The 24005-nt window shown below is 58.8% G+C and carries 24 protein-coding genes; 7 read left to right on the top strand and 17 right to left on the bottom strand.

The genetic code is table 11. From position 1 onward, the window contains the following. Positions 1-25 precede the first annotated feature (25 nt). A complete protein-coding gene (locus H7849_RS25485; RefSeq protein WP_186743249.1) occupies positions 26-1150 on the bottom strand; it encodes a VWA domain-containing protein in 1125 nt (374 codons plus the stop codon). Continuing rightward, positions 1134-2249 (bottom strand): VWA domain-containing protein, encoded by a 1116-nt coding sequence (locus H7849_RS25480; RefSeq protein ID WP_251106487.1) that lies wholly within the window; start codon positions 2247-2249, stop codon positions 1134-1136. The genes H7849_RS25485 and H7849_RS25480 overlap by 17 nt, the downstream gene beginning before the upstream one ends. 113 nt (positions 2250-2362) lie before the next feature. Between H7849_RS25480 and H7849_RS25475 the strand changes: the two genes are divergently transcribed. The 6 genes from H7849_RS25475 to H7849_RS25450 are packed head-to-tail and all read left to right on the top strand — an operon-like array spanning position 2363 to position 7402. After that, entirely contained in the window at positions 2363-3781 is a 1419-nt protein-coding gene (locus tag H7849_RS25475) for a DUF1015 domain-containing protein (protein WP_349627443.1), read from the top strand. 10 nt (positions 3782-3791) lie between these two features. Continuing rightward, entirely contained in the window at positions 3792-4520 is a 729-nt protein-coding gene (locus tag H7849_RS25470; protein ID WP_186743248.1) for an N-acetylmuramoyl-L-alanine amidase family protein, read from the top strand. Continuing rightward, on the top strand, positions 4517-5143 hold the full coding sequence (locus tag H7849_RS25465) for a GerMN domain-containing protein (RefSeq protein WP_186743247.1): 627 nt from the start codon (positions 4517-4519) through the stop codon (positions 5141-5143). Before H7849_RS25470 ends, H7849_RS25465 begins: the two co-directional genes overlap by 4 nt. Then, positions 5140-5931 (top strand): glutamate racemase, encoded by a 792-nt coding sequence (gene murI / locus H7849_RS25460; protein WP_186743246.1) that lies wholly within the window; start codon positions 5140-5142, stop codon positions 5929-5931. The genes H7849_RS25465 and murI overlap by 4 nt, the downstream gene beginning before the upstream one ends. 30 nt (positions 5932-5961) lie before the next feature. After that, a complete protein-coding gene (locus H7849_RS25455; RefSeq protein ID WP_186743245.1) occupies positions 5962-6729 on the top strand; it encodes an enoyl-ACP reductase FabI in 768 nt (255 codons plus the stop codon). 52 nt (positions 6730-6781) lie between these two features. Further along, positions 6782-7402 carry a YukJ family protein gene (locus H7849_RS25450; protein ID WP_186743244.1) on the top strand — a complete coding sequence of 207 codons (621 nt, stop codon included), beginning with the start codon at positions 6782-6784 and terminating at the stop codon, positions 7400-7402. A 6-nt stretch (positions 7403-7408) separates the two neighbouring features. Here the strand turns inward: H7849_RS25450 and eutC are convergent, their stop codons facing one another. From eutC to H7849_RS25405, 10 genes are all read right to left on the bottom strand, one after another. Further along, on the bottom strand, positions 7409-8158 hold the full coding sequence (gene eutC / locus H7849_RS25445; RefSeq protein WP_186743243.1) for an ethanolamine ammonia-lyase subunit EutC: 750 nt from the start codon (positions 8156-8158) through the stop codon (positions 7409-7411). Then, positions 8155-9534 (bottom strand): ethanolamine ammonia-lyase subunit EutB, encoded by a 1380-nt coding sequence (locus tag H7849_RS25440; RefSeq protein ID WP_186743242.1) that lies wholly within the window; start codon positions 9532-9534, stop codon positions 8155-8157. The genes eutC and H7849_RS25440 overlap by 4 nt, the downstream gene beginning before the upstream one ends. 2 nt (positions 9535-9536) lie before the next feature. Further along, entirely contained in the window at positions 9537-9779 is a 243-nt protein-coding gene (locus tag H7849_RS27700; protein WP_251106486.1) for a hypothetical protein, read from the bottom strand. Continuing rightward, positions 9727-10914 (bottom strand): ethanolamine permease, encoded by a 1188-nt coding sequence (gene eat / locus H7849_RS25435; RefSeq protein ID WP_251106485.1) that lies wholly within the window; start codon positions 10912-10914, stop codon positions 9727-9729. The genes H7849_RS27700 and eat overlap by 53 nt, the downstream gene beginning before the upstream one ends. A 127-nt stretch (positions 10915-11041) precedes the next feature. Beyond that, on the bottom strand, positions 11042-11518 hold the full coding sequence (tsaE, locus tag H7849_RS25430) for a tRNA (adenosine(37)-N6)-threonylcarbamoyltransferase complex ATPase subunit type 1 TsaE (RefSeq protein ID WP_186743241.1): 477 nt from the start codon (positions 11516-11518) through the stop codon (positions 11042-11044). Continuing rightward, on the bottom strand, positions 11515-13104 hold the full coding sequence (locus H7849_RS25425) for an NAD(P)H-hydrate dehydratase (RefSeq protein ID WP_186743240.1): 1590 nt from the start codon (positions 13102-13104) through the stop codon (positions 11515-11517). Before H7849_RS25425 ends, tsaE begins: the two co-directional genes overlap by 4 nt. Before the next feature lie 72 nt (positions 13105-13176). Continuing rightward, a complete protein-coding gene (locus H7849_RS25420; protein ID WP_186743239.1) occupies positions 13177-14436 on the bottom strand; it encodes a penicillin-binding transpeptidase domain-containing protein in 1260 nt (419 codons plus the stop codon). A 299-nt stretch (positions 14437-14735) separates the two neighbouring features. Beyond that, a complete protein-coding gene (ftsZ, locus tag H7849_RS25415; RefSeq protein ID WP_186743238.1) occupies positions 14736-16058 on the bottom strand; it encodes a cell division protein FtsZ in 1323 nt (440 codons plus the stop codon). An 11-nt stretch (positions 16059-16069) separates the two neighbouring features. After that, positions 16070-17284 (bottom strand): cell division protein FtsA, encoded by a 1215-nt coding sequence (gene ftsA / locus H7849_RS25410; RefSeq protein WP_186743237.1) that lies wholly within the window; start codon positions 17282-17284, stop codon positions 16070-16072. Beyond that, entirely contained in the window at positions 17281-18363 is a 1083-nt protein-coding gene (locus tag H7849_RS25405; protein ID WP_186743236.1) for a cell division protein FtsQ/DivIB, read from the bottom strand. The genes ftsA and H7849_RS25405 overlap by 4 nt, the downstream gene beginning before the upstream one ends. A 144-nt stretch (positions 18364-18507) precedes the next feature. On the opposite strand from H7849_RS25405, the gene H7849_RS25400 reads away from it, so the two are divergent. Further along, positions 18508-19578, top strand: a complete 1071-nt coding sequence (locus H7849_RS25400; protein ID WP_251106484.1) for an ROK family protein — start codon at positions 18508-18510, stop codon at positions 19576-19578. Between the two features lie 307 nt (positions 19579-19885). Here the strand turns inward: H7849_RS25400 and H7849_RS25395 are convergent, their stop codons facing one another. The 5 genes from H7849_RS25395 to H7849_RS25375 form a co-directional block, all read right to left on the bottom strand. After that, positions 19886-20644, bottom strand: coding sequence for a TIGR00266 family protein (locus tag H7849_RS25395; RefSeq protein WP_186743235.1), 759 nt, complete (start codon positions 20642-20644; stop codon positions 19886-19888). Positions 20645-20769: 125 nt separating this feature from the next. Then, positions 20770-21159 carry a type II toxin-antitoxin system VapC family toxin gene (locus H7849_RS25390; protein WP_186743234.1) on the bottom strand — a complete coding sequence of 130 codons (390 nt, stop codon included), beginning with the start codon at positions 21157-21159 and terminating at the stop codon, positions 20770-20772. Next, positions 21159-21425 (bottom strand): type II toxin-antitoxin system VapB family antitoxin, encoded by a 267-nt coding sequence (locus H7849_RS25385; RefSeq protein ID WP_186743233.1) that lies wholly within the window; start codon positions 21423-21425, stop codon positions 21159-21161. Before H7849_RS25385 ends, H7849_RS25390 begins: the two co-directional genes overlap by 1 nt. Before the next feature lie 120 nt (positions 21426-21545). Next, positions 21546-22124 carry a uracil-DNA glycosylase family protein gene (locus H7849_RS25380; protein ID WP_349627442.1) on the bottom strand — a complete coding sequence of 193 codons (579 nt, stop codon included), beginning with the start codon at positions 22122-22124 and terminating at the stop codon, positions 21546-21548. Positions 22125-22390: 266 nt separating this feature from the next. Then, complete coding sequence (locus tag H7849_RS25375; protein WP_186743231.1) at positions 22391-23965, bottom strand: acyl-CoA mutase large subunit family protein; 1575 nt, start codon at positions 23963-23965, stop codon at positions 22391-22393. Positions 23966-24005 lie beyond the last annotated feature (40 nt).

Raw genomic sequence — 24005 nt, 5'->3', positions numbered from 1 at the left:
ACAAAATGTAGAGGAATCGCGCCGGTTATTTTGCCGGCGCTTTTCTTTGTGCGGTATTTTCTGCGGGGTTACTCTTGTCGGTCTTCGGATAGTAGCCGCTGCGGGTGCGGACGACGAGCTTACCGTGTCCGGGAGCCGCGGCCTGGACCTTCACGACGCGGTAGCCTCCCTGGCTGGCCGGCTTGGTGGAGTGATAGCCGATGGTGTATTGGTTGCGAATGTCGTGCGCCACTTCGGCGCAGATCTGGTCGACATTTTCAAGCGACTTGGGAAAGTAGGCGATGCCGCCGGTTTCATTCGACAGCAACTGCAGGGCGCGCTTGGCACGGTGAGCCTCGCGGCCTCCGCCTTCGTCGCCGAAGAGCAGGCCAATGGAGTAGACAACCGGACCCTGCAGGTCCTGCACGCGGCGGATGGTCTGCTCAAGGTTCAGGCTCGATGCGTTGTCCTCGCCGTCGGTGATTATCAGCAGGACTTGCTTGGGCCTCTTTGCGCCTTTCGCGAGTTGATCGGCGGAGGCGACGACGGCATCGTAGAGAGCTGTTCCGCCTTTGGAGTCGATGTGCGCAAGACCGTCGCGCAGCTTGGCGATGTTGGAGGTGAAGTCCTGGTCGATGAAGGCCTCATCGGAAAAGTTCACGATAAAGGCTTCGTCCTGCGGGTTGGAGGCTTTGACCAGATCGAGAGCTGCGGTGTTCACGGCTGCGCGCTTGTCGCGCATGGAACCGGAATTGTCGATGAGGAAGCCCATCGAAACGGGAATGTCCTGGTGCTGGAAGGCGGCGATCGTCTGTTGCACACCGTCTTCAAAAACGTGGAAGTTGTCCTGTTTCAAGTCGTTGACGATGCGGCCATTGTCGTCGAGGACGGTGGCGTTGAGCACAACCTCATCAACGTCGCGGCGGAAGGTAAAACCGCCCTTTTCCTTTTCCAGGTCTGTGCCGGGCCTAACCGCATTGGGATTTGATGGACTTACTGGCTGGTTGTCGGCCGCGTCCGGGGAGACGATCGGATCCCGGTCCACGGTGAGGGGCGTCTGCTGTTCCGGCTTTGACGACTGTGAAGACGCGGGCGCTTGAGCCCAGATTGCAAACGAAGACGCGACGAGGAGAAAGAAAAAGAAAATATGCCGTTTATTGCAAAGGCGCATAGTATCCGGTGCGAGCATGAACGGTAAGCTGAGGCAGCCCGGCAGGCGGCACCAGCTTTACCTTCACTTTACGCCACTTGCCGTCCTTCCGTTCATCATCCGGTTTATATCCAAGCACATATTCATTGCGCAACTCGGCGCTGATCTTTTCGGCAATATCGCCCATCTCCGCGATGTCGTCTACGCGGAAGAGGCGTCCTCCAGTTTCCGTGGAGATGTCGTTAAGCAGCATGGGACCAAGGCGCTCCTCGGTAGTGGCGGCGTAGGGGTCGAAGATGCCGATGGAATAAATCTGCACGTTGGACTCGCGTACCGTGGAGCGGACCTCGTTTTCCGTGTAGCGGCTGCGATTGTCACCCCCATCGGAAACGATGAGGATGGCGCGCCGCTCATACTTGGCCTGCTTCATTTTGTTCAGGCCAAAATAGATAGCGTCGAGCAGGGCGGTGCGGTGCTCGGCGTGGACGGAGGCGAGGCGCGCTTCAATATCCTGGGGCGATGAGGTGAAGTCCTCGATCAACTCGGGGCGATCATTGAAGCCGATCACGAAGAATTCATCCTGCGGATTAGCGGTGTGCATGAACTGCAGGATGGAATCGCGCGCACGTAGGACCTTATTCGCCATGCTGCCGCTCAAGTCGAAGACAATGCCGATCGAAACCGGGGCGTCTTCCTGCGAGAACGACTTGATGCTTTGGATCTTATTGTTTTCGTAGAGGAAGAAATTCTCTTTTTCGAGGCCGGTCACGAGACGGTCCATCGGGTCGGTCACGATGAGCGGGACAAGCACGAGGTTGACGTCGACACGAATGCGCTCATTCCGACGGGCGGTCATGGCGGCTTCGCCTTCGAGCAGAGGCGGCTGCGTGGTGGGGTCGGGTTTGGGCTCCGGCGGCGGGACGTGAACCTTATTCAGTTCGTCCTCCTGCGCGCGGGCTCTGGGCACAGAAATGACGAATCCGATGACAAGCAATACAAGGGAGATAACTGCCGAAAGGCCGTATGCAGTTCCACGGGTCCAACGAGCGCTTTTGCGCCCCAGCGAGAGCGCCATGCGAGTGGGTCCTTCTTCCAGAGCATCGTAGCACGGTGTAGGCATGGCTGGCCTTGAAGTTTTCGATGCTATCAGAATAAGGAGCGAAGACGTTCAACATTATCGATGAATCGTTTTTGCTGCACGGGGTAGCGGGATGCGGAAATTCCTGGAAATGCGTGAGATACAATGCAAAGAGCGCAACAACTCAGACAGATTTCACGCCGGATTTCCGGCATTTTCCTGGAGTTACGACCGTCCGCATGGCCCGCATTTATCCGTTTCGCGCATTACGTTATAACCCCTCCCTTGTTCACGTAGAGGACTGCGTTACGCAGCCGTATGACAAGATCACGCCTGCCATGCAGCAGGCGTATTACCAGAAGAGCCCCTATAACCTGGTTCGCATCATTCTGGGGCTGCCGGAATTGTTCGATGGCAAGGAGACGGGCGACGTCTATACCCGGGCTGCCAGGGATTTCAAGGAGTGGCGGGAGAGCGGCGTGCTGGCGCAGGAATCCGAGCCTTGCATTTTTGCCTATGCGCAGAAATTTACCGTGCCCGGTTCAAACGGTCAGGTGATGGAACGCCGTGGATTTATTGCCCTTGGCGGACTGCACAATTACAACGAAAAAGTGGTCTTCCGGCACGAGCAGACTCTGTCGAAGCCGAAGTCGGACCGTCTGAATCTGCTGCGGGCGACGCGCGCGCATTTCGGACAGATCTTCATGCTCTACTCTGATCCGGGCCTTACGGCGGAGAAGCTACTTTTCGATGAAGATGCTACTCCTGATATTGAAGTGACGGATGAGTACGACGTGCTGCATCGCGTATGGAAGATCAGCGATGAAAACACGATCAATATTCTGACCAGCGAGTTGGCGGACAAGAAGCTGATTATTGCCGACGGGCACCATCGCTATGAGACGGCTCTGAATTACTCGAAGGAGCATGCACCGGCGCAGGCCGCATCAACCGAGCGCAACAGCTATGAATTGCCGCAGCCACCGTATGCGGAAGCGGCTGTGATGATGACCTTCGTGAACATGGACGCCGAGGGACTGGTGATTCTACCAACGCATCGCGTAGTTTTTGGGCTGAAGGATTTTGATCCCGGCGCATTTGTGGAACGCGCAAAGGCTTACTTTGATGTGGAGCCGGTGGCGTCCTCGGAAACGGCTGCACTGAAGGCAAAGCTCACGGCTGCGAGCAAAGGAAAGACGGCCCTGCTGACTGTCACGAAGAGCGGAAATTACCTGCTGACAGCAAGGCCGGACGCAGTGGCGAAGGCTCTGAGCACTCTATCCGAGCGGCAGCGGCAGTTGGATGTGGCGCAATTGCACGGATTGGTTTTGGAGCAGTTGCTCGGCATTACCCCCGAGGCGATTCGTGAGCAGGCCAACCTGCGCTATCTGCGGGATGCGGGCGAGGCCATCGAGCAGGTCGCGCGCGGCGATGCGGATGTGGCCTTCCTGATGAATCCGGTGACGATGGCGCAGTTGCGCGAAGTTGCCTTCGCCGGCGACGTGATGCCGCAGAAATCTACCGACTTTTTCCCTAAACTATTGAGTGGCCTTGCGATCTATCCACTGGATTGATTTCCGGAAAATGCTGCTAAGCCTGTGCGCGCTGCTCGCAATCTCTGCAGCAGCCGCGCAGGAGGCCCCACCACCCCAATCGAATCTGCCGGACATGGGCAAGTTGCCGGCGGTGCCTCCGGCGCAGCGGGCGCAGGTGCAGCCGCAATATGTAGTCGTGCTGGATGCGGCCCATGGCGACGGCGATGTCGGCGCGCAATTCAGCGACAAGATGTTGGAAAAGGACCTGACGCTTGGATTTTCCGTGCGTCTGCGGCAGGCGCTTGCTTCTCAGGGCATTCAGGTGATCACCACGCGGGATGCGGATACGCAGGTCTCGATGGTGACACGCGCGGAGACTGCGAACCACGCCATGGCTGCAGCGTGCGTCACATTGCATGCCACGGCTACGGGAAGCGGCGTGCATCTGTTCACATCGTCGCTCGCGCCAACTCCATACACGAAGTTTTTGCCGTGGCAGAGCGCGCAGTCCGCGTATGTAACGCAGAGTCTGCGTTTGTCTTCCGAGATCAGCACGGCGCTCGGACACGCGGCGGTTCCGGTTACACTGGGGCGCACAGCGCTCACGCCCATGGATAGTTTTGCCTGCCCTGCAGTCGCCGTGGAGATTGCGCCCCTCATAGGTGGTAACACAACAACGGCCACACCGCTGACCGATGTTGGCTATCAGAACAAGATCATCGGCGCGCTGACCGCAGCGCTCACGCAATGGAAAAATGACTGGAGGCAGCAGCCGTGATTCCGCGCTTCCAGCGTTTTCTGTTCGCCGCGATGCTGCTCGCAGCGGTCGTGATGGCGGTGGTGCTGATCCGCATGCGGGAGCGAGCGCACGATCGCTTGATGACGGCGGTCGACAGTCAGCCTTTGAATGAGTTGTCGAGCGCGTCGTCGAGTGCGCCGGTCGAAAAGATCACGCTGCTGGTGGCAAATGACCTGGATGGATCGCTGATTCCGGTCGAACGCAGCTTTCCCATGCCGAAAGATCCGAACGCGCGAGCGCGTGTGTTGATGGAGAAACTGCTGGAGGAGTATGCAGCGCCCAAGTCGACGCATCCTATTGCAAATGCTTCGGGCGTGGACGAGGTGTTTCTGATGCCGTTGCCGCAGCAGAAAGGCGCGAGCCAACAAGGAGAGATGGCGGTGGTGAATCTCGACGCAGCGTTTGTTCAGGCGCAGCCATCTGGGATCGAGCCGGAGACGCTGACCTTGCTTTCCATGATTGCGACTCTGCATGCGAATCTACCGCAGATTACAGAGGTACGCTTTCTGGTGGATGGTCAGCAGAAAGACACGCTCGCCGGGCATGCCGATCTGACGCGCGTCTACCTTGCATCGGACACGCAGACGGCGGTGCGCCCATGAAGATTGGTGTCTTCGACTCCGGTATGGGCGGCTTGACGGTTCTTGGCGCGCTGCTCAGACAGCTTCCAGCGGCAGACTACATTTATCTGGGCGATACGGCACGGTTGCCTTACGGCTCGAAATCGCAGGCGACCATTGCGCGCTATGCGGTTTCTAGCGCGCGCTTTCTTGTGGAGGAAGGTGCGGAGTTTCTTGTGATTGCATGCAACACGGCGAGCGCGCTGGCCCTCGACGCGATTCGAGAAGCTGTGCGTGTCCCAGTGTTGGGCGTGATCGAGACAGGAGCAAATGCGGCCCAGGTTTCTTCCTTGACCGGCGATGTGCTGGTAATTGCAACCGATGCCACGGTGCAGAGTCATGCGTATGAGCGGGCATGTGCGGAACATGGTCTGCGTGCGCTTGAAAAGGCGTGTCCGCTGCTCGTTCCTCTTGTAGAAGAGGGATGGATCGAGCATCCGGTCACGCTGGAGGTGCTGCGGATTTATCTTGCGGAATTGCTGGAACAAGCCGAAAGGCCGGGCCTGAAGCCGGATACGCTGGTGCTGGGATGTACGCATTATCCTTTACTGCGAACGCAGATTGAGCGCGCTGTTCCGGATTTGCGCGTGATCGATTCTGCGGAAGTAACCGCATCCCAGGTGTCGGCTGCACTCATAGAGTACGTTCACGATGGAACGAGAGAGCGCAGGTTTTACGCAACGGATTCGGTTGAGAAATTCAAGCGCCTGGGCACGCGGTTTCTGGGAGAAGCCATTGACTGCGTCGGCCTGGTCAATCTCGGTGGCTGATATCCTTACGTGTTTGGAGGAAAGAGTTGCATGTTGAATCTTGAAGGACGGGTTGCCGTTGTTTTTGGAGTGGCGAACAAGCGCAGCATTGCCTGGGCCATTGTGCAGAAGCTGCACGAGGCGGGCGCGAAGCTCGCGATCGGCTACCAGAACGAGCGACTGAAGGCAGAAGCCGAAGGACTGATTGCGGATTTACCGGGCGCAGAGGCGTTCCAGTGCGACGTATCGAATGACGCAGAGATTGCGCAGGTTTTTGAAGGACTGAAGGAACGTCACGGCAAGCTGCACGTGCTGGTGCACAGCGTTGCGTTCGCTCCCGCTGAAGAACTGAAGAACGATTTTTTGCAGACGTCGCGCGAAGGCTTTCGCGTTGCTCACGATGTGAGCGTGTATTCGCTGATTGCGTTGAGCCGCGCAGCTGCTCCATTGATGACCGACGGCGGAAGCATTATGACGTTGACGTATTACGGCGCGGAGAAAGTTGTCCCGCATTACAACGTAATGGGCGTGGCCAAGGCGGCGCTGGAAGCGACGGTGCGTTATCTGGCGTCAGACCTCGGTAAATTGAACATTCGCGTAAATGCAATTTCAGCTGGGCCGATCAAGACGCTGGCCGCGCGCGGAATCGGCGGTTTGGGCGACATGCTCAAGTCGCATGCGGATCGCGCTCCATTGCATCGGAATGTGGAGCAGGCCGAGGTCGGCGGGACGGCGCTCTTTCTCGCATCGGATCTATCGAGCGGCGTGACCGGTGAGACGGTGTACGTCGATTGCGGCTACAACATCATGGGCTTTTAGCTTCATCCTGCCGCAACGGCCAAGTGTAAGGTTGCAATCGTGGAGGCGCAAAATGCCTGTTTATCAATACAGCGTACTCAAGGGCGATCCGCAGTCGGGCAGCCTGTCTCCTGACTCGCATCCGCATTATCTGATCAATGTAGATGCGGGTGGGACGACGTATCAGGTTGCAGTCAACATTGAATCGACCGACGGATCGCAGGTTCTCTACTTCATCAACGAGAATTTCACCCCGCCTGATGCCGGAGCGCTGGATGCTCTTGCTGTCGGCATGACGCAGTTGAGCACGCAGGGCAATCCGGCAGTCGACTATGTGCGCAGCACGGCAAATGGGCAGCCGATTGTGACGCTCAGCGAAATGCAGTTGCTCCCGTTGCCGGGGCAATCAGCGTCTTCGAACCTCCAGAACGCGGTGATTCAGTATCTAAATCAGGCGATTGCCGATGACAACGGTACGATCTATGCCTTTGGCAGCCAGTACACCGACGGCACGGGCATTCACGACATCCACATGAACCAGGGCAATCCTCCCGGCGCATATGAGAAGGACAATGGCATCTGGCAGGATGGGCTCCTGGTGTTTGAACTTCCGGCGAGTGGGACGTGGGCTGCGATCTTCATTGCCTTCCAGACGGAGTCGTGGACAACGGACAGCAACGGGAATCCGCAATAATGTTGGTTACGGCAGTGCAGGTTGATCGCTTTCGTCCTTGAGCGCGATCCCTGATTTGCCGAGTCTGCGCGCGGCGAGCATCAGGTGATGCAGCTTGTGCGCTGCGGATGGATAGCTGAGCCCTTCAGGACGCACGTTGGAGATGCAATTTCTGTCCGCGTCTGTGCAGCCGATGTGAGGCTTGTACGTCAGGTAGATGCCGAGGCTGTCGGGTGAGCTTAGGCCGGGGCGTTCACCGATGAGCATTACAGTCATCTCAGCATTGAGGAGCTCTCCGATCGCATCGCCAAGCGCGACGCGGGCCTGCGTCGCGATGATGATTGGCGCGAGGTTCCAGCCTTCTAGCTTGCGCATGATTTCTTTGAGGACCGGAACTGCGTGGCGCTCCGGGGCGATGGCGGATAGGCCGTCGGCTATGATGAAGACCGCATACATCGCTTCGCGCAGCGTCTGATCCGTGAGCAAGGATCGACTTTGCTCGTTGAGCTTGCGGCCCAGATCCGGACTGCGGAGATATTCGGCGCGATCGCTAACCGCGCTTTGTACCGTGATGGATTCGAAACCGGATGCAGTGAGTTCGCGAGTCATTCGGTCCGCGTCGAACATGTTGTGAACGGCGTCGCGAGCCCGCGCATGCGCCAGGGCAAATTCAAGAACTTCGTTTGTTGGCAGGCTGTCACCGGCGCGACCCAATGCTAAACGCGCATTGGTGAAACTGCGCAGACGCGTCCACGGGTTCTGAATGATTTCTCTCATGCGCTTTCAAGCAGTCGGGCGGCGCTTGGAGGCAGACGGTCGGCGAGGGTGCCTTCGCGATCGGTGATTCCCATTTTTTCCAGCCATGTTTCAAATTCCGGTGCGCGCTTCAGGCCGAGGACGCGCCTTGCGTAGAGCGCATCGTGGAATGAGGTGCTCTGGTAGTTGAGCATGATGTCGTCGGCTCCAGGCACGCCCATGATGAAATTCACGCCGGCGACAGCGAGCAGCGTAAGCAGCGTGTCCATATCATCCTGGTCGGCCTCGGCGTGGTTGGTGTAGCAGATGTCGCATCCCATCGGCAGGCCGAGCAGCTTGCCGCAGAAGTGATCTTCGAGTCCTGCGCGCGTGATCTGCTTGCCGTCATAGAGATACTCAGGGCCGATGAAGCCGACAACAGTGTTCACCAGGAGCGGCTTGAATGCGCGGGCTACGGCGTAGGCACGGGCTTCGCAGGTTTGCTGGTCGACTCCATGATGCGCGTCGGCCGATAGAGCGCTTCCCTGCCCGGTTTCGAAGTACATCACGTTGTCCCCGACTGTGCCGCGATGCAGTGCCAGCGCGGCTTCGCGAGCTTCCTTGAGCAAGGCGAGATTTACGCCAAAGCTGGCGTTTGCCTTTTCGGTTCCTGCAATCGACTGGAAAACGAGGTCGACGGGCGCTCCCTGTTCGATTGCCTGCATGGTTGTGGTGACGTGCGCGAGCACGCATGATTGCGTTGGAACTTCGTATCGCTCGCGGAATTTGTCGAGCATGTCGAGCAGCGTTGTGACTGCGGCGAAACTATCGCTTGCCGGGTTGATGCCGATGACCGCGTCGCCGCAGCCGTAGAGCAGTCCATCGAGCATCGATGCAGCGATGCCTTTTGCGTCATCCGTGGGATGATTCGGCTGCAGGCGCACGGACATGTGTCCTTTGAGGCCGATGGTGTTGCGGAAGCGTGTAATGACGCGGCATTTCTGCGCGGCGAGGATCAGATCCTGATTGCGCATCAGCTTTGAGACGGCAGCCGCCATCTCGGGGGTGATGGATAGCGCGATGCGCGTGAGGGTCTCTGTGTCCGTGCTTGCGCTCAGGAGCCAGTTGCGGAAATCTCCAACAGTGAGATGACTGATCTCTGCAAATGTGCTGGCGTCGTGGGTGTCGATAATGAGCCGCGTCACTTCGTCGGATTCGTAGGGAATGACGGATTCTTCGAGAAAGCGCTTGAGCGGCACTTCAGCGAGCGCCATGCGCGCGGCTACGCGCTCTTCTTCGCTTGCCGCGGCGATGCCTGCAAGCTCGTCGCCGGAGCGCAAAGGACTAGCATTTGCCAACAGCGTTTTTAAGTCGTCGAAGCGCCATGTGCGGCTTCCGATGGTGTGCGCGTAGGCCATGTTTAGTCGGCGGCCCGCTCACGCTGATGACGCGTGAGCAGGAAGTAGATAAATCCTGATCCCAACAATGCGAGAAAGACAAGCGCGACCAGGCGATTGTAGTAAAGCATGGTTCCCATGCAGAGCACGGAGCAAATGAGCGCAAAGGCTGGAAAGATGGGATAGAGCGGCGCCTTATAGCTGCGGTGCAGGTCAGGCTGTGTGGTTCGCAGGCGGAAGAGCGCGAGCATGCTGAGGATATACATCAAGATCGCGCCGAAGACAGACATGGTAACAATGTTCGCAGTCAGCGTTTGTCCGCCAAAGGTGATGAGTTGGTCGCTGTAAATGGCAGCAATGCCGACGACGCCTCCAGCGAGAATCGCAAGCCACGGTGTTTTGAATCGCGGATGCACGCCGGCGAGAAAGCGCGGAAGATAGCCAGCGCGGGCGCGCGAAGATTTGTCGCGAATAGCCGAGGATGATTCCGTGAAACGATGCGACGAGGCCGAAGAGTCCCAGCCAGACGAGCATGTGTAGCCATCCACTGCGCGCTCCCACGACGATCTTCATCGCCTGCGGCAGAGGGTCGTTGATGTTTGCGAGCTTCGTCCAATCACCCGCTGCTCCGGCGAAAAGCATCACCCCCAGCGCCAGCGCTACCAGCGTGAGGATACCTGCGATGTACGCGATGGGAATCGAACGCTTCGGATCTTTCGCTTCTTCGGCGGCCATGGCCACGCCTTCGATGGCAAGAAAGAACCAGATTGCAAATGGAATAGCGGCAAAGATACCCGGGACTGCGTGCACGGTGAATTGATTCTGGCCCGCCCATCCACCCTGAAGAAAATTGGCGAAATGAAATCCGGGCGTGACGACCGCCATGAACACCAGTAGCTCAAAGATGGCGAGCAGAGTTACGAACAGTTCGAATGTGGCGGCAATCTGCACGCCAATGATATTCAGCGTCATGAAGACGAGATAGGCCCCGAGCGCGGCATGTTTTGGGGCCAGCGACGGAAACTGCACGTTGAGATAGGCTCCGATGGCGAGCGCGATGGCAGGTGGCGCGAAGACGAACTCAACCAATGTGGCTGCGCCTGCAAGGTAGCCTCCAACTGGGCCGAAGGCTGCCCATGCATACGCAAACGGACCGCCAGCGTGCGGAATGGAGCAGGTCAGCTCGGTAAAGCTGAAGATAAAGGTCGCGTACATGGCCGCGATCAGGAGCGAAGTGACAAGAAAACCGAGCGTGCCTGCGTTGGCCCAGCCATAACTCCAGCCGAAGTATTCGCCTGAGATAACAAGTCCAACTGCGATGCCCCAAAGCTGCCAGGTGCCGAGCGTCTGCCTGAGGTCGTGATGCGTTGTGACGGGCGGCGATTCGATGGCGTGCGACACGCTTGAGAGTATCCGCCTTTACGGTGGACTTATGGAGGGCGCTTCGCGCCTACTAACGTTATATAGACAAAGCAGGTCTTTCGACTCCGCACTCCGTGCTGTGCTCAGGATGACAATGTAGAGAGAGTTAGTCTTTGAGCGTCAGCGTGATCTTGCGCGAGTCGCCGCCGGTGGTCTTCATCACGATTTCGCCGTTACTGCGCTTGGCCACGCTCGGAAACTTGTCGCCCCATTCCACCAATACGATGCTGTCGGGCGTGGCGATCTCATCGAGGCCGAGCGAGTCGAGCTGGCGCTCCTGCTCGATGCGGTAGAGATCGAGATGGTAGAGCATGACCGGCTCGTTTTTTCCGTGATCATGGAGGGTGCCTTCGTATTCGTGCATCAGCGTAAAGGTGGGGCTCGTCACTTCATCCGGTTCGGCGGCGTCGAGGGCTTCGGCAATGCCCTTCACCAGCGTGGTCTTGCCTGCGCCCAGATCGCCTTTCAAGATAAGGAACTTTGGTGGCGTGAGCAGTTTCGCGATCTCACGTCCGGCACGGATCGTATCGGCGGCGCTGTTCGTCTCGAACTCGTGGACCTTCGTGCCTGTGGCCTCTGTCATCGCGGCATCCCCTGTATCCAAACATACCCGCCTTTGTCGTCGGAGCGGAAGCGAAAAGCTGTTGAAAGGTGCGCAACGGTGTCAGTGGCAAGCAGGGTGTGCTCGTCGTGTTCCCACACGGCAAAGTCGGCAGCCAGCCCGTGGAGATAGACGGCGGCGTTCACCGCTTCTCCGGCTAGATGCGGATATTGCGCCAACATAGCCGCTATGATGCCGGTGAGGATGTCTCCGCTGCCACCTTTGGCCATGCCGGGATTGCCGGTGGTGTTGATGGCAATCGAACCGTCCGGATGGGCGATCAGAGTGCGCCATCCTTTGAGCACCAGCGTGACATGATTTTTCATCGAAAATTCACGAGCCAGCGCTTCGCGGTTGGCTTGAACTTCGCCGGTGCTGATTCCGGCGAGCCGAGCCATCTCTCCGGGATGCGGCGTTAAGACGCGTAACCGGTTGCGGCCATTGATCTTGCCGGGATGCTTGGCGAGGATGTTCAGGGCGTCGGCATCGAGGACCGCGGGAAGATCGGTCTTTTCCAGCAGGCCGAGAAGAAATGCTTCGGTCTCCGCCGACTGGCCCAGCCCCGGACCAATCGCGAGCACCGTTTTCTTGTCGAGAAGCTCTTTGAGCGTTTCGTCATCGAGATTGCTGCTGCTGATTTCTCCTTTGCTGCCGGCACGCAGGGGAATGGTCATCAACTCGGGCGTGATGCGCACAACCGAATCGAGGATTGGTTGCGCTACGGCGGCGGTCACCAGGCCGGCCCCGGTGCGCAGGGCTGCGAGCGAAGCCATTGCAGGCGCTCCGGACTTTCCGTATGAGCCGCCAACCACGAGTACGTGACCGAATTTGCCTTTGTTGCTCTCCGCGGGACGTGGAGTCTCGGTGATCCTCTTCGAAGCTCCCGCCCAGGTGAGGTTTAACTCGGATTCGATGGCTGCGTCGGGCGAGCCGATGGGGGCGACAACAATGGGCTGATAGGCGCTGTCGGTCAAGTTGCCGCTGACGTGCGCTGGCTTCGGAGCGGTGAAGGTCACGACCGCATCGGCGCGATAGGCGCCCTCGGTGCGATACTCGCGGGAATCCGAATCCCAGCCGGAAGGAATATCGACGGCGACGACCGGCGCGTCGAGGCTGTTGATCCGGTTGCGTAAAGCCATCGCCACGCCCTTCAGCGGAGGCCTGAAGCCGGTGCCGACGACTGCGTCGAGAAACAGGTCGGATTGATTGAGGATATCCGTGATCTGAGCTGAAGAGAGAGACTCTTCGTCCGGCGCAAGAGCAGGCGCGATTTCCATGCGCTCAAACATCTCTTTGGCGTCGCCTTTCAGGTCAACCGGATAGCCGAGCAGCAGCACCTTGACCCGGCGGCCCTCCCCGGCCAGCACGCGCGCGGCGACAAAACCATCGCCGCCGTTGTTGCCTTTCCCGCACAGAACAGTAATGTTCGCCGCGCGCGGAAATTCCTGCAGCGCGAAGCGGGCGACGGCGTGACCGGCGTTGTCCATGAGGTCAAGCGAAGCGATTCCGTAGCGGTCTACAGTGATGCGGTCGCATGTCTGCATCTCCTCTGCGGTAAGAATTTTCATGATGTAGAAATCGTACCTGAACAAAAACGGCCTCCGCGATGGAGGCCGGTCGTTTCAGAAATTTAAGATGCGCTATTCGGTGACGCCGATAGCTGTCTTGGTTGTATCCGTTGGCTGCTTCGCGACGAAGTAGCTCTTGTCCCAGAGGTTGCGGTAAAAGAGGCCGGTCAGCTCCGCGGCTTTGGGACCGAAGGTCGGGCGTCCACCTTCGAGGAAGAAGACGGTAACGATGCGACCGTACTGCGTGTCAGCGTAGGAAGCGAACCAGCCGAAGCGAGTGCCATTGTTCGAGCAGGTTCCGGTCTTGCCCATCACCGGGAACTGGTTGAAGTTGGCACGTAGCGAGCGCGCCGTTCCATATTGCACCGCGGCCTGCATGCCGTCCTGAATTTCTGGGATGAGCTTGGCAATATCAAGCGTGCGCTTGATGCGCGGCTGGAAGTTCACCACCTCTTCCGGTGTCGTCGGGTGCTGCAGGTAGTAGAGCGTTCCACCGTTGGCGATGGAGGCGACGAGCGCGCCGAGTTGCAGAGGAGTCATCGAAACGCTTTCGCCGAAGGAGCACATGCGGCCCACGCCGCCCTGGCTCTCCGGCAGCTCCTGATCGGGATAGACGCCCAGCTGCTCGTTGGGGATGTTGTAACCGGCCAGCTCGCCCAATCCAAACTGATTGGCATAGTGGCGAACGCGCTCGAAACCAAGGCGGCGGCCCAGCGTCTCGAAGTAGAGGTTATTCGAGTGCGCCAGAGCTTCGGTGAGGTTCATGTGATACGAACCGCCGAGGTTGACCGGCGTGTCCTTCGTAACAATGCCTTCATCGAGCGCGGCCAGGGCGACGGAAAGCTTGATCGTCGAGCAAGGCTCAGCGCCGCTCGACAGGGCAAGCTTCTGGTTGACCATCGCCAGTACGCGCCCGTTGCTGGGATCGATGGCGACGACTGTGCCGTTCATGTTGCCCAGCGCATCGATGGCGGCCTGCCGCACAACTGGATCTTCTCCACCGATCGAGTCGCCGTTCGTGAGATCAATATCTGTAAACGAACTACCAGTGAAGCGCTCGTAGGAGCGGTGACGATGAACTGTCGTCAGGCTGGCGCGGCGAACTCGGCCGTGACTGGTGGTCGTGGTGAGAGAAACATTTGTGACGCGGGCAGGGCGGCGGCTGTGCTGCAGATGCGAAATATGCTGCTGGGCGCTGGCCGATTCCTGCACATGCGTGCGGGTGGTATGGCGGGTGGTGTGGTGCGTCGTCGTAGTAGTTGTGTCCGCCGCGAGCGCGGCGGGTACCGCAACCAGTCCTGCAAGGAAAACGAGGTGTGCTATGCGTTTCATGAATCCATTCATCCTGAGCCCAGCTACTCTTTGAAGGCCGTTCTCTTCTTATCGGCCTCCATGCATCTTGCGCATAGAAACAGCCTGAACTTCTAACAAAAAATACTTGTCGCCCGACCAATAGTTCCGCAATGGTCCGTCCCGTTTCCATTCCGGACTAACGATCGATCCTATTTCACCACAGTTACAACCCGCATACAGCCGGAATGATGCCCCCCGGCATTACTTTTGATTACTGTACTTTAGGATGGGTTCCTGATTAAGCAAAATTTTGCTTTATCCCCATCCAATTTCTATTATTACAAACCGCCGCGACGCATGAAGGCCGGGATATCCAGATTTTCACCGGACTCCTCCTCGTGCATCAGGCCGAAAACATCCGATAAAGGCGCGGGCTCAGCGACCGCGACAGCCACCGGTTCCGGTTCGAGGATCACTTCCGGCTCGGGGACATAAACGGGCTCCGGGGCCGGCTTCGACGCCGCCGGCTTGACCGGAATCGAGATCGACCGGCGCGGCATGTCCTCTTCCTCGCTCATGAACCGGGGAGTCGCAACCGTGGCCTCAACATGGGTTTGCACCTGCACCCGAGGCAACACCGACTCGCGCAGAGCCGCAGTCAGCATGCGCTCGCGGCGCTCGGGCATTTCCTCGCGGAAGCCGGTGGCGATGACGGTGATCTTGACGTCGTCGCCCATCGATTCGTCGAGCACAGCGCCGAAGATGATGTTGGCATCTTCGTGGGCGGCGTTCTGGATAAGAGTGGATGCGGCGTTTACTTCGCTCAGCTTCAGCGTGCTTGATCCGCTGATGTTGATCAGGATGCCCTTGGCTCCGTCGATCGCGCCATCTTCAAGCAGCGGCGATGCCATCGCCGCCTGCGCGGCCTCAATGGCGCGGTTCTCACCTCCGCGTGCTGCCGTGCCCATTACGGCGTACCCCATGCCAGCCATCGTGGTCTTCACGTCGGCGAAGTCGCGGTTGATGATACCGGGGATGGTGATGATGTCCGAGATGCCCTGCACGGCCTGGCGCAACACATCGTCGGCAATGCGGAAGGATTCAAAAAAACCCGCGTCCTTCGCGACAGCCAGGAGCTTTTCGTTGGGGATGACGATCATCGTGTCGACGCTGTCGAGCAGTTCCTGCATGCCACGCTCGGCCTGCGCCATGCGGCGCTTGCCTTCAAAGCCGAAGGGTCGGGTTACGACGGCGACCGTCAGCGCGCCCATTTCACTCGCCAGCGAAGCGATCACGGGAGCAGCACCCGTGCCGGTGCCTCCGCCCATGCCGGCGGTAACGAAGACCATGTCCGCGCCTTCGAGCGCTTCGATGATTTTTTCCGAGTCTTCGAGCGCGGCACGGCGACCCACGTCTGGATTGGCGCCTGCGCCGAGGCCGCTGGTCAGCTTCATACCGAGTTGCAGCTTTACCGGAGCCTGCGAGAGTTGCAACGTCTGCGCGTCGGTGTTGGCGGTGATGAACTCGACGCCCTCGACGCGCGCGGAGATCATACGATTGACGGCGTTGCCGCCGCCGCCGCCCACGCCGATGACCTTGATCTTCGCGCCGGTGGGTAGCTGTTCGTGATACTGAATGCGGATTTCTTCTGACGGGTTCATGGCTAAGACTCCTACAAGCTTCCTGCAAAGATGGCGCGCAGCTTGGCGCGCAGACCCTGGTCTTCCGCCGCACGGGTCACGCTGGTGCGGTGGGCATACAAAAGCATTCCTACTAACGTGGCGTTCTCGGGGGCGATCAATTCTTCCGGCATACGAGAGAGCGGCACCGGCGATCCAATGCGCGCCGGGACCCGCAGCAGGCTCTCAGCGGTATCGAGCAATCCTGGCAAGTGCGAACCGCCGCCGGTGAGCACGCAGCCCGCGCCCAGCGCTTCCAGCACTCCTCCCTGGCGGAGGTTTTCTCTCAGCAGCTGAAAGAGCTCGCGGGCGCGCGGTTCAAGAATCTCACTGATATAGCGTTGCCGAACCATGCGCGGTTCATGGCCCGGCATTCCCTGCAACTCCACTTCGTTCGACGACGAAACACTGGTGACCACCGCGTGACCGTAGGTGCACTTGATCCATTCCGCTTCAGCCGCGGAGATGTGCAGGCCTACGGCCAAATCATTCGTGAAGTGATCGCCGCCGATCGGGACAACAGAGGTATGCGCAACCGAACCTTCAAAGAAGACAACTATTTCCGTGGACCCGGCGCCGATATCGATGAGACAGGAGCCCAGTTCACGCTCGTCGGCGGAGATCGTCGCTTCCGCCGCCGCGATTGCATCGAAGACCGATTCCGTCACCTCAAGACCCGCACGGTTGGCGCACGTCACGACGCTTTGCAACGCGCTGGCTGAGGCGGTTGAGATATGCAGGTTCACTTCAAGGCGATTGCCGATCATGCCGACAGGGTCGTGAATGCCCGGCTGCTCGTCGAGAATGAACTGCTGCGGCAGCAGGTGGATGATCTCGCGATCGGAGGGCAGCGAGACGGAACGCGCACGGTCGACTGCGGCGCGAACATCTTCACGGGTAATCTCGCGCAAGCGCGATCCCAGGCTGACTCCGCCCCGGCTGTTCAGGCCACGAATATGCGGGCCGCCGATGCCGACAACACAGCGGTCGATAGTCCCCTGCGCCATGGTCTCGGCCGCCATCGCCGCCTTGTTGATGCAGCTTGCCGCCTGTTTCAGCTCGGCGATCAGGCCTTTGCGCATGCCGGTGGATTCGGCGATACCATGACCCCGATAGCGCAGCGCGCCATCGTGCAGCTCCGCTACCAGTACGCGCGTCTTCGCGCTTCCCACGTCGAGCACCGTCAATAGCTGTTCGGTCTGGCTCATGCGTGCTTCCTGTGGGGGTGGGCTATGGGCCGCGCCTTTGCGACCGGCTGTTTGGGCGTTGCCGCCGGCGTGGCTGGAGCAGCCGGGGCGTCCTGTGTTCCGGGTGCGTTGTCCGCCATCTTCAGGACCACCTGCCGGTCATACCGCAGGTCAACCGAAGCCAGATGCGGGTACTGCTGCTTCCACTCGGCCAGATGCGACTGGTATTCGTGCCAGCGATTGAGGAAGTTGTCTTCGCCAAAATGGAGCAGAATTTCGGAGTTGCCGGAAGAAACAAGCCCCTGGACGTCCTCGGGATCAGATATGTCGATCTCGCTCAAGCTTCTCGAGAGCTTTTCCCCGCTCGAATCGATCTCATTCATGAACTTCTGGTAAATCCGCATGCGTGGCGCGCGGACGGAAAGCGGATCGTCAGGATTGATGCCGGTGACGACCGGGAACGAATAGTGCTTAGCCGCCAAAGCTGCCGGCTGCATATCGAGAAGGACGCCGTCCGGATCGACCAGCTTGATCTTGTTGCCGATGCGCGCAAAAGCGATCGGCTGGCGCTCAACGATCGCCACGCGCAACTGGTTCGGCAAAATGCGCATGACGGTTGCGTGAGCTACCCAGGGTACCTGTTCCAATTCTTTGCGGCGTTGGGGAAGTGGAACAAAGAAGAGGTTGCGGCCGATATCGGCGCCGAAGACCGTCAACAGGTCTGCCCGCGTCAACTGGCTGTTGCCATCGATCTGAATCGACGAAGCCGAGTCGATGCGAAAACGAGGATCGTGATCGAGAAAATCTTTTGCTGCCAGCCCCACAAAAACAAAAATTGCAACCACCACCAGCGCCAGAAATCCAAGGATGACGCGCCCGGCTGTGGTTTTCGTAAAGAACGCAGGCAGAATGCCCTTCCGGACAGGCACACGCTTGCGCGAGCGCAAAAAGACCTCTTCGCCGTCCGAATCGTCTTCCTGTCGAGGGATCGGGCGTTGCGGTCGCGCGCGCGGAGGAGCAGAAGCGGGACGAAGAAATTCCTCCGCCGGTGCATCCTCGGCAAGCGCCGTGCCATTTCTGTATGCGTCAGTCTTCGCCACGCCCGAGCAAGGTCGTGAGAGTCGCCACCCAAACTATAACGTGCAGCGTGCTGTGGATTACTGGGAAATCAAGGCGGGAACCTTGGAGGGTAATCCCAAAAGAAAACATGGGAGCCGGAAACGCATCGCAACAGGGAGTAGTCTATGGAGACAGACACGCCTCCTTGTCTATCCGGGTTTCGTGATAACGGTATCAAGAGAGTCGAATCAAGAAAGCGCAAGCCCTTCCGCATGAGCATGTTTTCTATTGGAATTGACCTCGGCGGCACCAACTTGCGGATTGCTGCCTTCACTTCCAACTGGGAACGACGCGGAGCCATCACCACCGCCACGCGGGTGCAGGACGGCCCCGGCGCGGTGTTGAACGACATGTGCGCGGCAGTGAAAAAGCTTGTGGCGGAGTGCGGTGGTCCAGGAGACCTGATCGGCGTGGGACTGGGCAGTCCGGGTCCGTTGGAATTGCCTGCCGGACGATTGCTGCAACCGCCCAATCTTCCTGGCTTCGAAGACCTGGAATTAAAGACCGAACTGGAAAATCGCCTTCAGGTCCCGGTTGTCGTCGAGTGCGACGCCAACGCGGCGGCGTTGGCGGAGTGCCACGCCGGCGCGGGCCAAACGTCCGGCTACCACTCTTTATGCATGCTCACTCTGGGAACCGGCGTCGGCAGCGGCATTATTCTCAATGGCCGCGTCTGGCATGGCTTTGCCGGAATGGGCGGCGAGGCAGGCCACGTGCCGGTGTATCACGACGGGCTGCTCTGCGCTTGCGGCTCGCGCGGCTGCCTGGAACAATACGCATCGGCTACGGCAATCGCGCGCGCTGGAAAGAACATCGTTCAGGCAAAATCAGAGAACGGTCTGGGTATGATGACCGCTCGTAGTATCGCCGAAGCTGCGAGCGCGGGAGAGGCTGAATCGCTGAACATTTATCACGGCGTCGGAGAAGCGCTTGGCATTGGACTGGCCAACCTTGTGAGCACGCTGAATCTTCCTCTGTATGTCATCGGCGGAGGAGTAGTGGCTGCATGGTCGCTCTTTGCTCCGTCGATGTTTGCCGAGCTTGAACGCGGCAGCTATATTTACCGGCTCACGAAGCCCGCCGATCCCGCCGTGCTTGAAGCCGGTAAGACGAATGTTCTTCCCGCTGAGCTTGGACCCGATTCGGGCCTGCTAGGCGCGGCGATGCTTCCCTTTTTCCAATCGCTCAGCAGTTGACGCCGCTTTTCTGCGGATGCGCTGGTCGAGATGCCCTGCCCCCGAGATTGCCCCGACAATTCTGAGATTCTGCGCCGCCCTTTGACTGTGGTTCGGTAGCCCGCATCGGAACTGGGTCGCGTCGCTGCCAACCTGCTCTTCGACCGGATCAAGGCGCGACGAGTTCCCGGAAGAAGGCAACTACGTCGTTCTCCCCGTCGAGTTGGTGATTCGCACGTCCTGCGGCTGCAAGGCCCGACATCCGAAGTAACCAGAGTCACGCCCTACTGATTCGCTACGACCTCAGACCTTGTGCTCTTCAATGCCGTCACTTTATTCCGTCGAGAATCGATCCTACAATCCCGCCAACCACCCCGGCCTCGGTCGTCTGCCGCGCCTGCTCCTTCGGCATGTACTGCATCAGCTGATGCGCGAGCTTCGAGATGGGCAAGGTCTGCAGCCACACGCGCCCGGGCCCTGTGAGCAGCGCGAGGAAGATGCCGTCGCCGCCGAAGATCATATTCTTGATGCCGGGGACGCGAGTGATCTGGAAGGAAACCGTGCCCTGGAATGCTCCCACATGGCCGGGATGCACGCGCAGCATTTCGCCGGGGGCAAGATCTCTGACAATCAATTCACCAGAGAGTTCAAGCCACGCAACGCCCTGTCCGCTGACTTTCTGCAGCAGGAAGCCATCTCCCCCGAAAATCCCCGCGCCGAGCGACTGCTGGAAGCCAACACCCAGCTCAATCTGCGCAGTAGCACAGAGGAAGCCGTGGCGATGAATCATGTACTGGTGGCCGCCGTTCACTTCAACGGGAACAATATGCCCCGGCACCCTCGTCGCAAAGGCCACTTCACCGGTTGCGCCCACCGCGCGATACTCCGTCATGAAGAGGCTGCCGCCCCCGGCGACGCGGCGTATCGCGCCGAAGAAACCGCCACCGCCCATCATCTGTGTATGGGTCGTCATCTGGATCGAATTGCCCATCCAGGAAAGCTCTCCGGCTTCTGAAATAACGGCCTCGTTCGGCTCAAGCAGCAGTTCGAGAACGGGCATGGTGGTTCCGGTAATACGGCTCTGCATCTGTGGACTCCTGTTCAGCAGCTAACGCGCATTTTGACAATCGCTTCGATGGGAATGGTACACGAGGTGAGGACCGATTCTGAACTCAAATCCGCTGATCCGTGTTCGCGTACTGTCGCTGCCGCCTAAGGTACAGACACGACATCTGTTTTCACAAAATCCTCGCCCTTGAACAGCAGAGGCTCGTTAGTTGTCTTCGCTAACGCATAGGAAAAACAGTCACCAAGATTCAGCCCCGCGGGATGTTTTCCCTTGCCGAATTTCTCATAGGCTTCTCGTGCGACTTCCGCCTGTTTCACATCAACAGCTGTGATTTGCACGCGGGCGCGTCGCAAAAACTGGTCTAGTTTCTGCCGACCACGTTCGCCCTTGCGGTTGCGAAGAACAATCGACGCCTCGACGAAACTTACCGCCGAACAAAGCCGTATGCGGTCTTCACCGATGAAGTGCACAAGTTGAGCAGCCTCAGGTTCTTCAAGAAGGACAGCAAGAATGGCTGAGGTGTCCAGAACCATCAGCCGGGCAGCCCTTCGGCGTCATATCCCAGGATCTCATCGGCCATACGCGTGTCCACGTCAGGCAACGCCGCACACTGATGGGCAATGCGCAGCAGATCCTTTTCAAGCTGCGTCGCTCCATGCGCAGGACTCTGCGCCGGACGAAGCCGCGCAAGCCTCTCTTCGATGGCCCGCTCCGTGGCCTCGGTCAGGGTCTCTCCAGTCAGGCGCGCAAGCCTCCGCGCAGACTTCTCGACATTCGGATTTTTGATGTATAGAGGCACGGGGATATCCCTTCTTTTTGAGTATATCCCTTTTTCTAGTTGTGGGGTGCTGTCAGACTGTCCAGATATCTCTTTGTAACCTAGTCCATCTGATTTGCGGCCACCGAGGCAGCCATGGGGCTAATTGGCGAGTTTCCAAGCCGCAGTGAGCAGAGCGAACTCTGCCGTCTGGCCGCTCTTGCCTTCAAATGATCTAGGAGATTGTGCGTGAGTCGACCAAGCGAAGGATGGATGAGCGACAGTGACCATTAGCGGTGACATGTTCTCCTGCCCGATGGAGAATGCTCCTCTCACTATCGGATCGCACATCCGGTCGAGATTCGTGAAGGAAATGTCCCTCGTCCATACATGCCCTTCGTTGAGCAAAGTTGGCGCGATAAACTTTCTCGGCTCATGACCAAGGCACACAATCAGTGTAGGCTTCTGCACTTCGAGTTGATAAGCAAGGAACTCCCGGCACATCGCCCGGAATTCCAGCTCTTTTGCACCCGGAGAAACCCCGGTCGTCTTTGTTGCCGTCCTCAAGCCGAGAAAGGCATTCGTAAAGAAGCACCGGTTGCCGGGCAGCCCAGCTTTTCGCAAAGTCTCCTTGATTTTCCATGTTGGCGGATCTTCAAAACCCTTCGCTAGGCACTGCAGGAACCCGGGTGAACGTGGATCAGGATTATCTAGACATCCAAAGTCATTGCCCAGAACCATGACCCCTCCGAGGGGAAATCTGCCTGCGAATGCTGTCGGTCTGTCCCTCCAGAGACCATCGCCACCAGGAAAGAAGCCTTGCCCCGATAAAGTACCTGGAAATCCTGTCAGTCCATCAGGATATGCCCTGCCCCTGAATCTGAGTTGCGACTCGAACAGGTGAATCCGTTGTCGGAGCGCTTCGATCTCGTGCATTGGGTTGATTGTAAGCAATCTGGCAGGTCGCTCGTGAAGGTCTGTACGGAATCGCAGAACGGATTTTCCGCTCAAATCACGACGCTCTCCTGATACTCCCCGAACACCTCACGCATCGCCGCTGCAATCTCTCCCACTGTGGCGTAGCTCTCGACAGCTTCCAGAATCGCAGGCATCAGATTCTCGCCCGAGCGCGCACGCTCTTTCACGCAATCGACCGCCGTCTGCCACCGACCCTTGTCGCGCCGCACACGAAGAGCCTGCAAGCGCTCAACCTGCTTGCGCTCCAAGGCTTCATCGATGCGCTGGATGGGAATGCCCGGCTCATCGTCGCGGGTGAAACGGTTGACGCCGACGACTGTTGCATCCCCGGAATCAACGGCGCGCTGATATTCATAGGCGGCGTTCTGAATCTCCTGCTGCACCCAGCCGCGCTCGATGGCGCGGAGCATCCCGCCCAGCGAATCGATGCGATCGAGATATGCCTTCACCTGCAGCTCGATCTCGTGCGTCAGCGATTCGATGTAATACGACCCGGCGAAGGGATCGATGGTCTGGGCCACTCCCGATTCCATGGCGATAATCTGTTGCGTGCGCAGCGCGATGCGCGCTGCCTCCTCGGTCGGCAGTGCCAACGCTTCGTCGTAACCGTTCGTGTGCAGCGACTGCGTCCCGCCCAGAACCGCCGACAGTGCCTGGATCGCGGTGCGGACAATATTGTTCTCCGGCTGCTGCGCGGTGAGCGTCGAACCGGCAGTCTGTGTGTGGAAGCGCAGCATCCACGAGCGCGGATTCTTCGACATAAAGTGGTCGCGCATGAGATGCGCCCAGACGCGCCGGGCACAACGGAACTTCGCCACCTCTTCCAGAAAATTGTTGTGTGCGTTGAAGAAAAAGGAAAGGCGCGGTGCGAATTGGTCGACGTCAAGCCCGGCGTCAATGGCGGCCTGTACGTAGGTCATGCCGTTTGCCAGGGTGAAGGCGACTTCCTGCGCGGCGGTCGATCCCGCCTCGCGCATGTGGTAGCCCGAGATCGAGATCGTATTCCACTCCGGCGCCTCGTCATTGGCCCACGCGAACATGTCCGTGATGATGCGCATGGCGTGGCGGATGGGATAAATATACGTGCCGCGCGCGATGTACTCCTTGAGAATGTCGTTCTGCACGGTGCCGGTGAGCGTCTTCACATTGGCGCCTGTTCTTTTGGCGACAGCGACATAGAGCGCCAGCAGAATACTCGCCGTTGCATTGATGGTCATCGAGGTCGAGATCTTGTCGAGTGGAATGCCGTCGAAGAGCCGCTCCATGTCTTCTATCGAATCGATGGCCACGCCCACCTTGCCGACTTCACCCAGTGCCATAGGATCATCAGAGTCGAAGCCGATCTGTGTGGGCAGATCGAAGGCGACCGACAAGCCGGCTGTACCGTGTTCCAGCAAGAATTTGTAGCGGCGATTGCTCTCCTCGGCGTCGCCCATACCGGCATACTGGCGCATGGTCCAGAGGCGGCCGCGATACATGGTCGGCTGAATACCGCGGGTGAAAGGAAACTCGCCGGGAAAGCCAAGATCTTCGATTGGGTCAAAGCCGATTGCTTCTAGATCAGGGCGCGCGTAGACGGTCTTCAGATTCTTTTCTTGAGACATGGAGTAGACCAAGAAGAATACCTTCTCCCCGGCTCTTTCG

This window comes from Alloacidobacterium dinghuense (assembly GCF_014274465.1).
Classification (GTDB): Bacteria; Acidobacteriota; Terriglobia; order Terriglobales; family Acidobacteriaceae; genus Alloacidobacterium; species Alloacidobacterium dinghuense.
The sequence above is the reverse complement of the archived record's forward strand: the minus strand, read 5'-3'. Positions and strand labels throughout refer to the sequence as shown.

Excerpts from the sequence above, each read along its gene's own strand:
- H7849_RS25485 (WP_186743249.1), bottom strand. The coding sequence starts at position 1,150 with ATGCGCCTTTGCAATAAACGGCATATTTTCTTTTTCTTTCTCCTCGTC.
- H7849_RS25480 (WP_251106487.1), bottom strand. The coding sequence starts at position 2,249 with ATGCCTACACCGTGCTACGATGCTCTGGAAGAAGGACCCACTCGCATG.
- H7849_RS25470 (WP_186743248.1), top strand. The coding sequence starts at position 3,792 with ATGCTGCTAAGCCTGTGCGCGCTGCTCGCAATCTCTGCAGCAGCCGCG.
- murI (WP_186743246.1), top strand. The coding sequence starts at position 5,140 with ATGAAGATTGGTGTCTTCGACTCCGGTATGGGCGGCTTGACGGTTCTT.
- H7849_RS25455 (WP_186743245.1), top strand. The coding sequence starts at position 5,962 with ATGTTGAATCTTGAAGGACGGGTTGCCGTTGTTTTTGGAGTGGCGAAC.
- H7849_RS25450 (WP_186743244.1), top strand. The coding sequence starts at position 6,782 with ATGCCTGTTTATCAATACAGCGTACTCAAGGGCGATCCGCAGTCGGGC.
- eutC (WP_186743243.1), bottom strand. The coding sequence starts at position 8,158 with ATGAGAGAAATCATTCAGAACCCGTGGACGCGTCTGCGCAGTTTCACC.
- H7849_RS25440 (WP_186743242.1), bottom strand. The coding sequence starts at position 9,534 with ATGGCCTACGCGCACACCATCGGAAGCCGCACATGGCGCTTCGACGAC.
- H7849_RS27700 (WP_251106486.1), bottom strand. The coding sequence starts at position 9,779 with ATGTATATCCTCAGCATGCTCGCGCTCTTCCGCCTGCGAACCACACAG.
- tsaE (WP_186743241.1), bottom strand. The coding sequence starts at position 11,518 with ATGACAGAGGCCACAGGCACGAAGGTCCACGAGTTCGAGACGAACAGC.
- H7849_RS25425 (WP_186743240.1), bottom strand. The coding sequence starts at position 13,104 with ATGAAAATTCTTACCGCAGAGGAGATGCAGACATGCGACCGCATCACT.
- H7849_RS25420 (WP_186743239.1), bottom strand. The coding sequence starts at position 14,436 with ATGAAACGCATAGCACACCTCGTTTTCCTTGCAGGACTGGTTGCGGTA.
- ftsZ (WP_186743238.1), bottom strand. The coding sequence starts at position 16,058 with ATGAACCCGTCAGAAGAAATCCGCATTCAGTATCACGAACAGCTACCC.
- ftsA (WP_186743237.1), bottom strand. The coding sequence starts at position 17,284 with ATGAGCCAGACCGAACAGCTATTGACGGTGCTCGACGTGGGAAGCGCG.
- H7849_RS25400 (WP_251106484.1), top strand. The coding sequence starts at position 18,508 with ATGGAGACAGACACGCCTCCTTGTCTATCCGGGTTTCGTGATAACGGT.
- H7849_RS25395 (WP_186743235.1), bottom strand. The coding sequence starts at position 20,644 with ATGCAGAGCCGTATTACCGGAACCACCATGCCCGTTCTCGAACTGCTG.
- H7849_RS25390 (WP_186743234.1), bottom strand. The coding sequence starts at position 21,159 with ATGGTTCTGGACACCTCAGCCATTCTTGCTGTCCTTCTTGAAGAACCT.
- H7849_RS25380 (WP_349627442.1), bottom strand. The coding sequence starts at position 22,124 with ATGGTTCTGGGCAATGACTTTGGATGTCTAGATAATCCTGATCCACGT.
- H7849_RS25375 (WP_186743231.1), bottom strand. The coding sequence starts at position 23,965 with ATGTCTCAAGAAAAGAATCTGAAGACCGTCTACGCGCGCCCTGATCTA.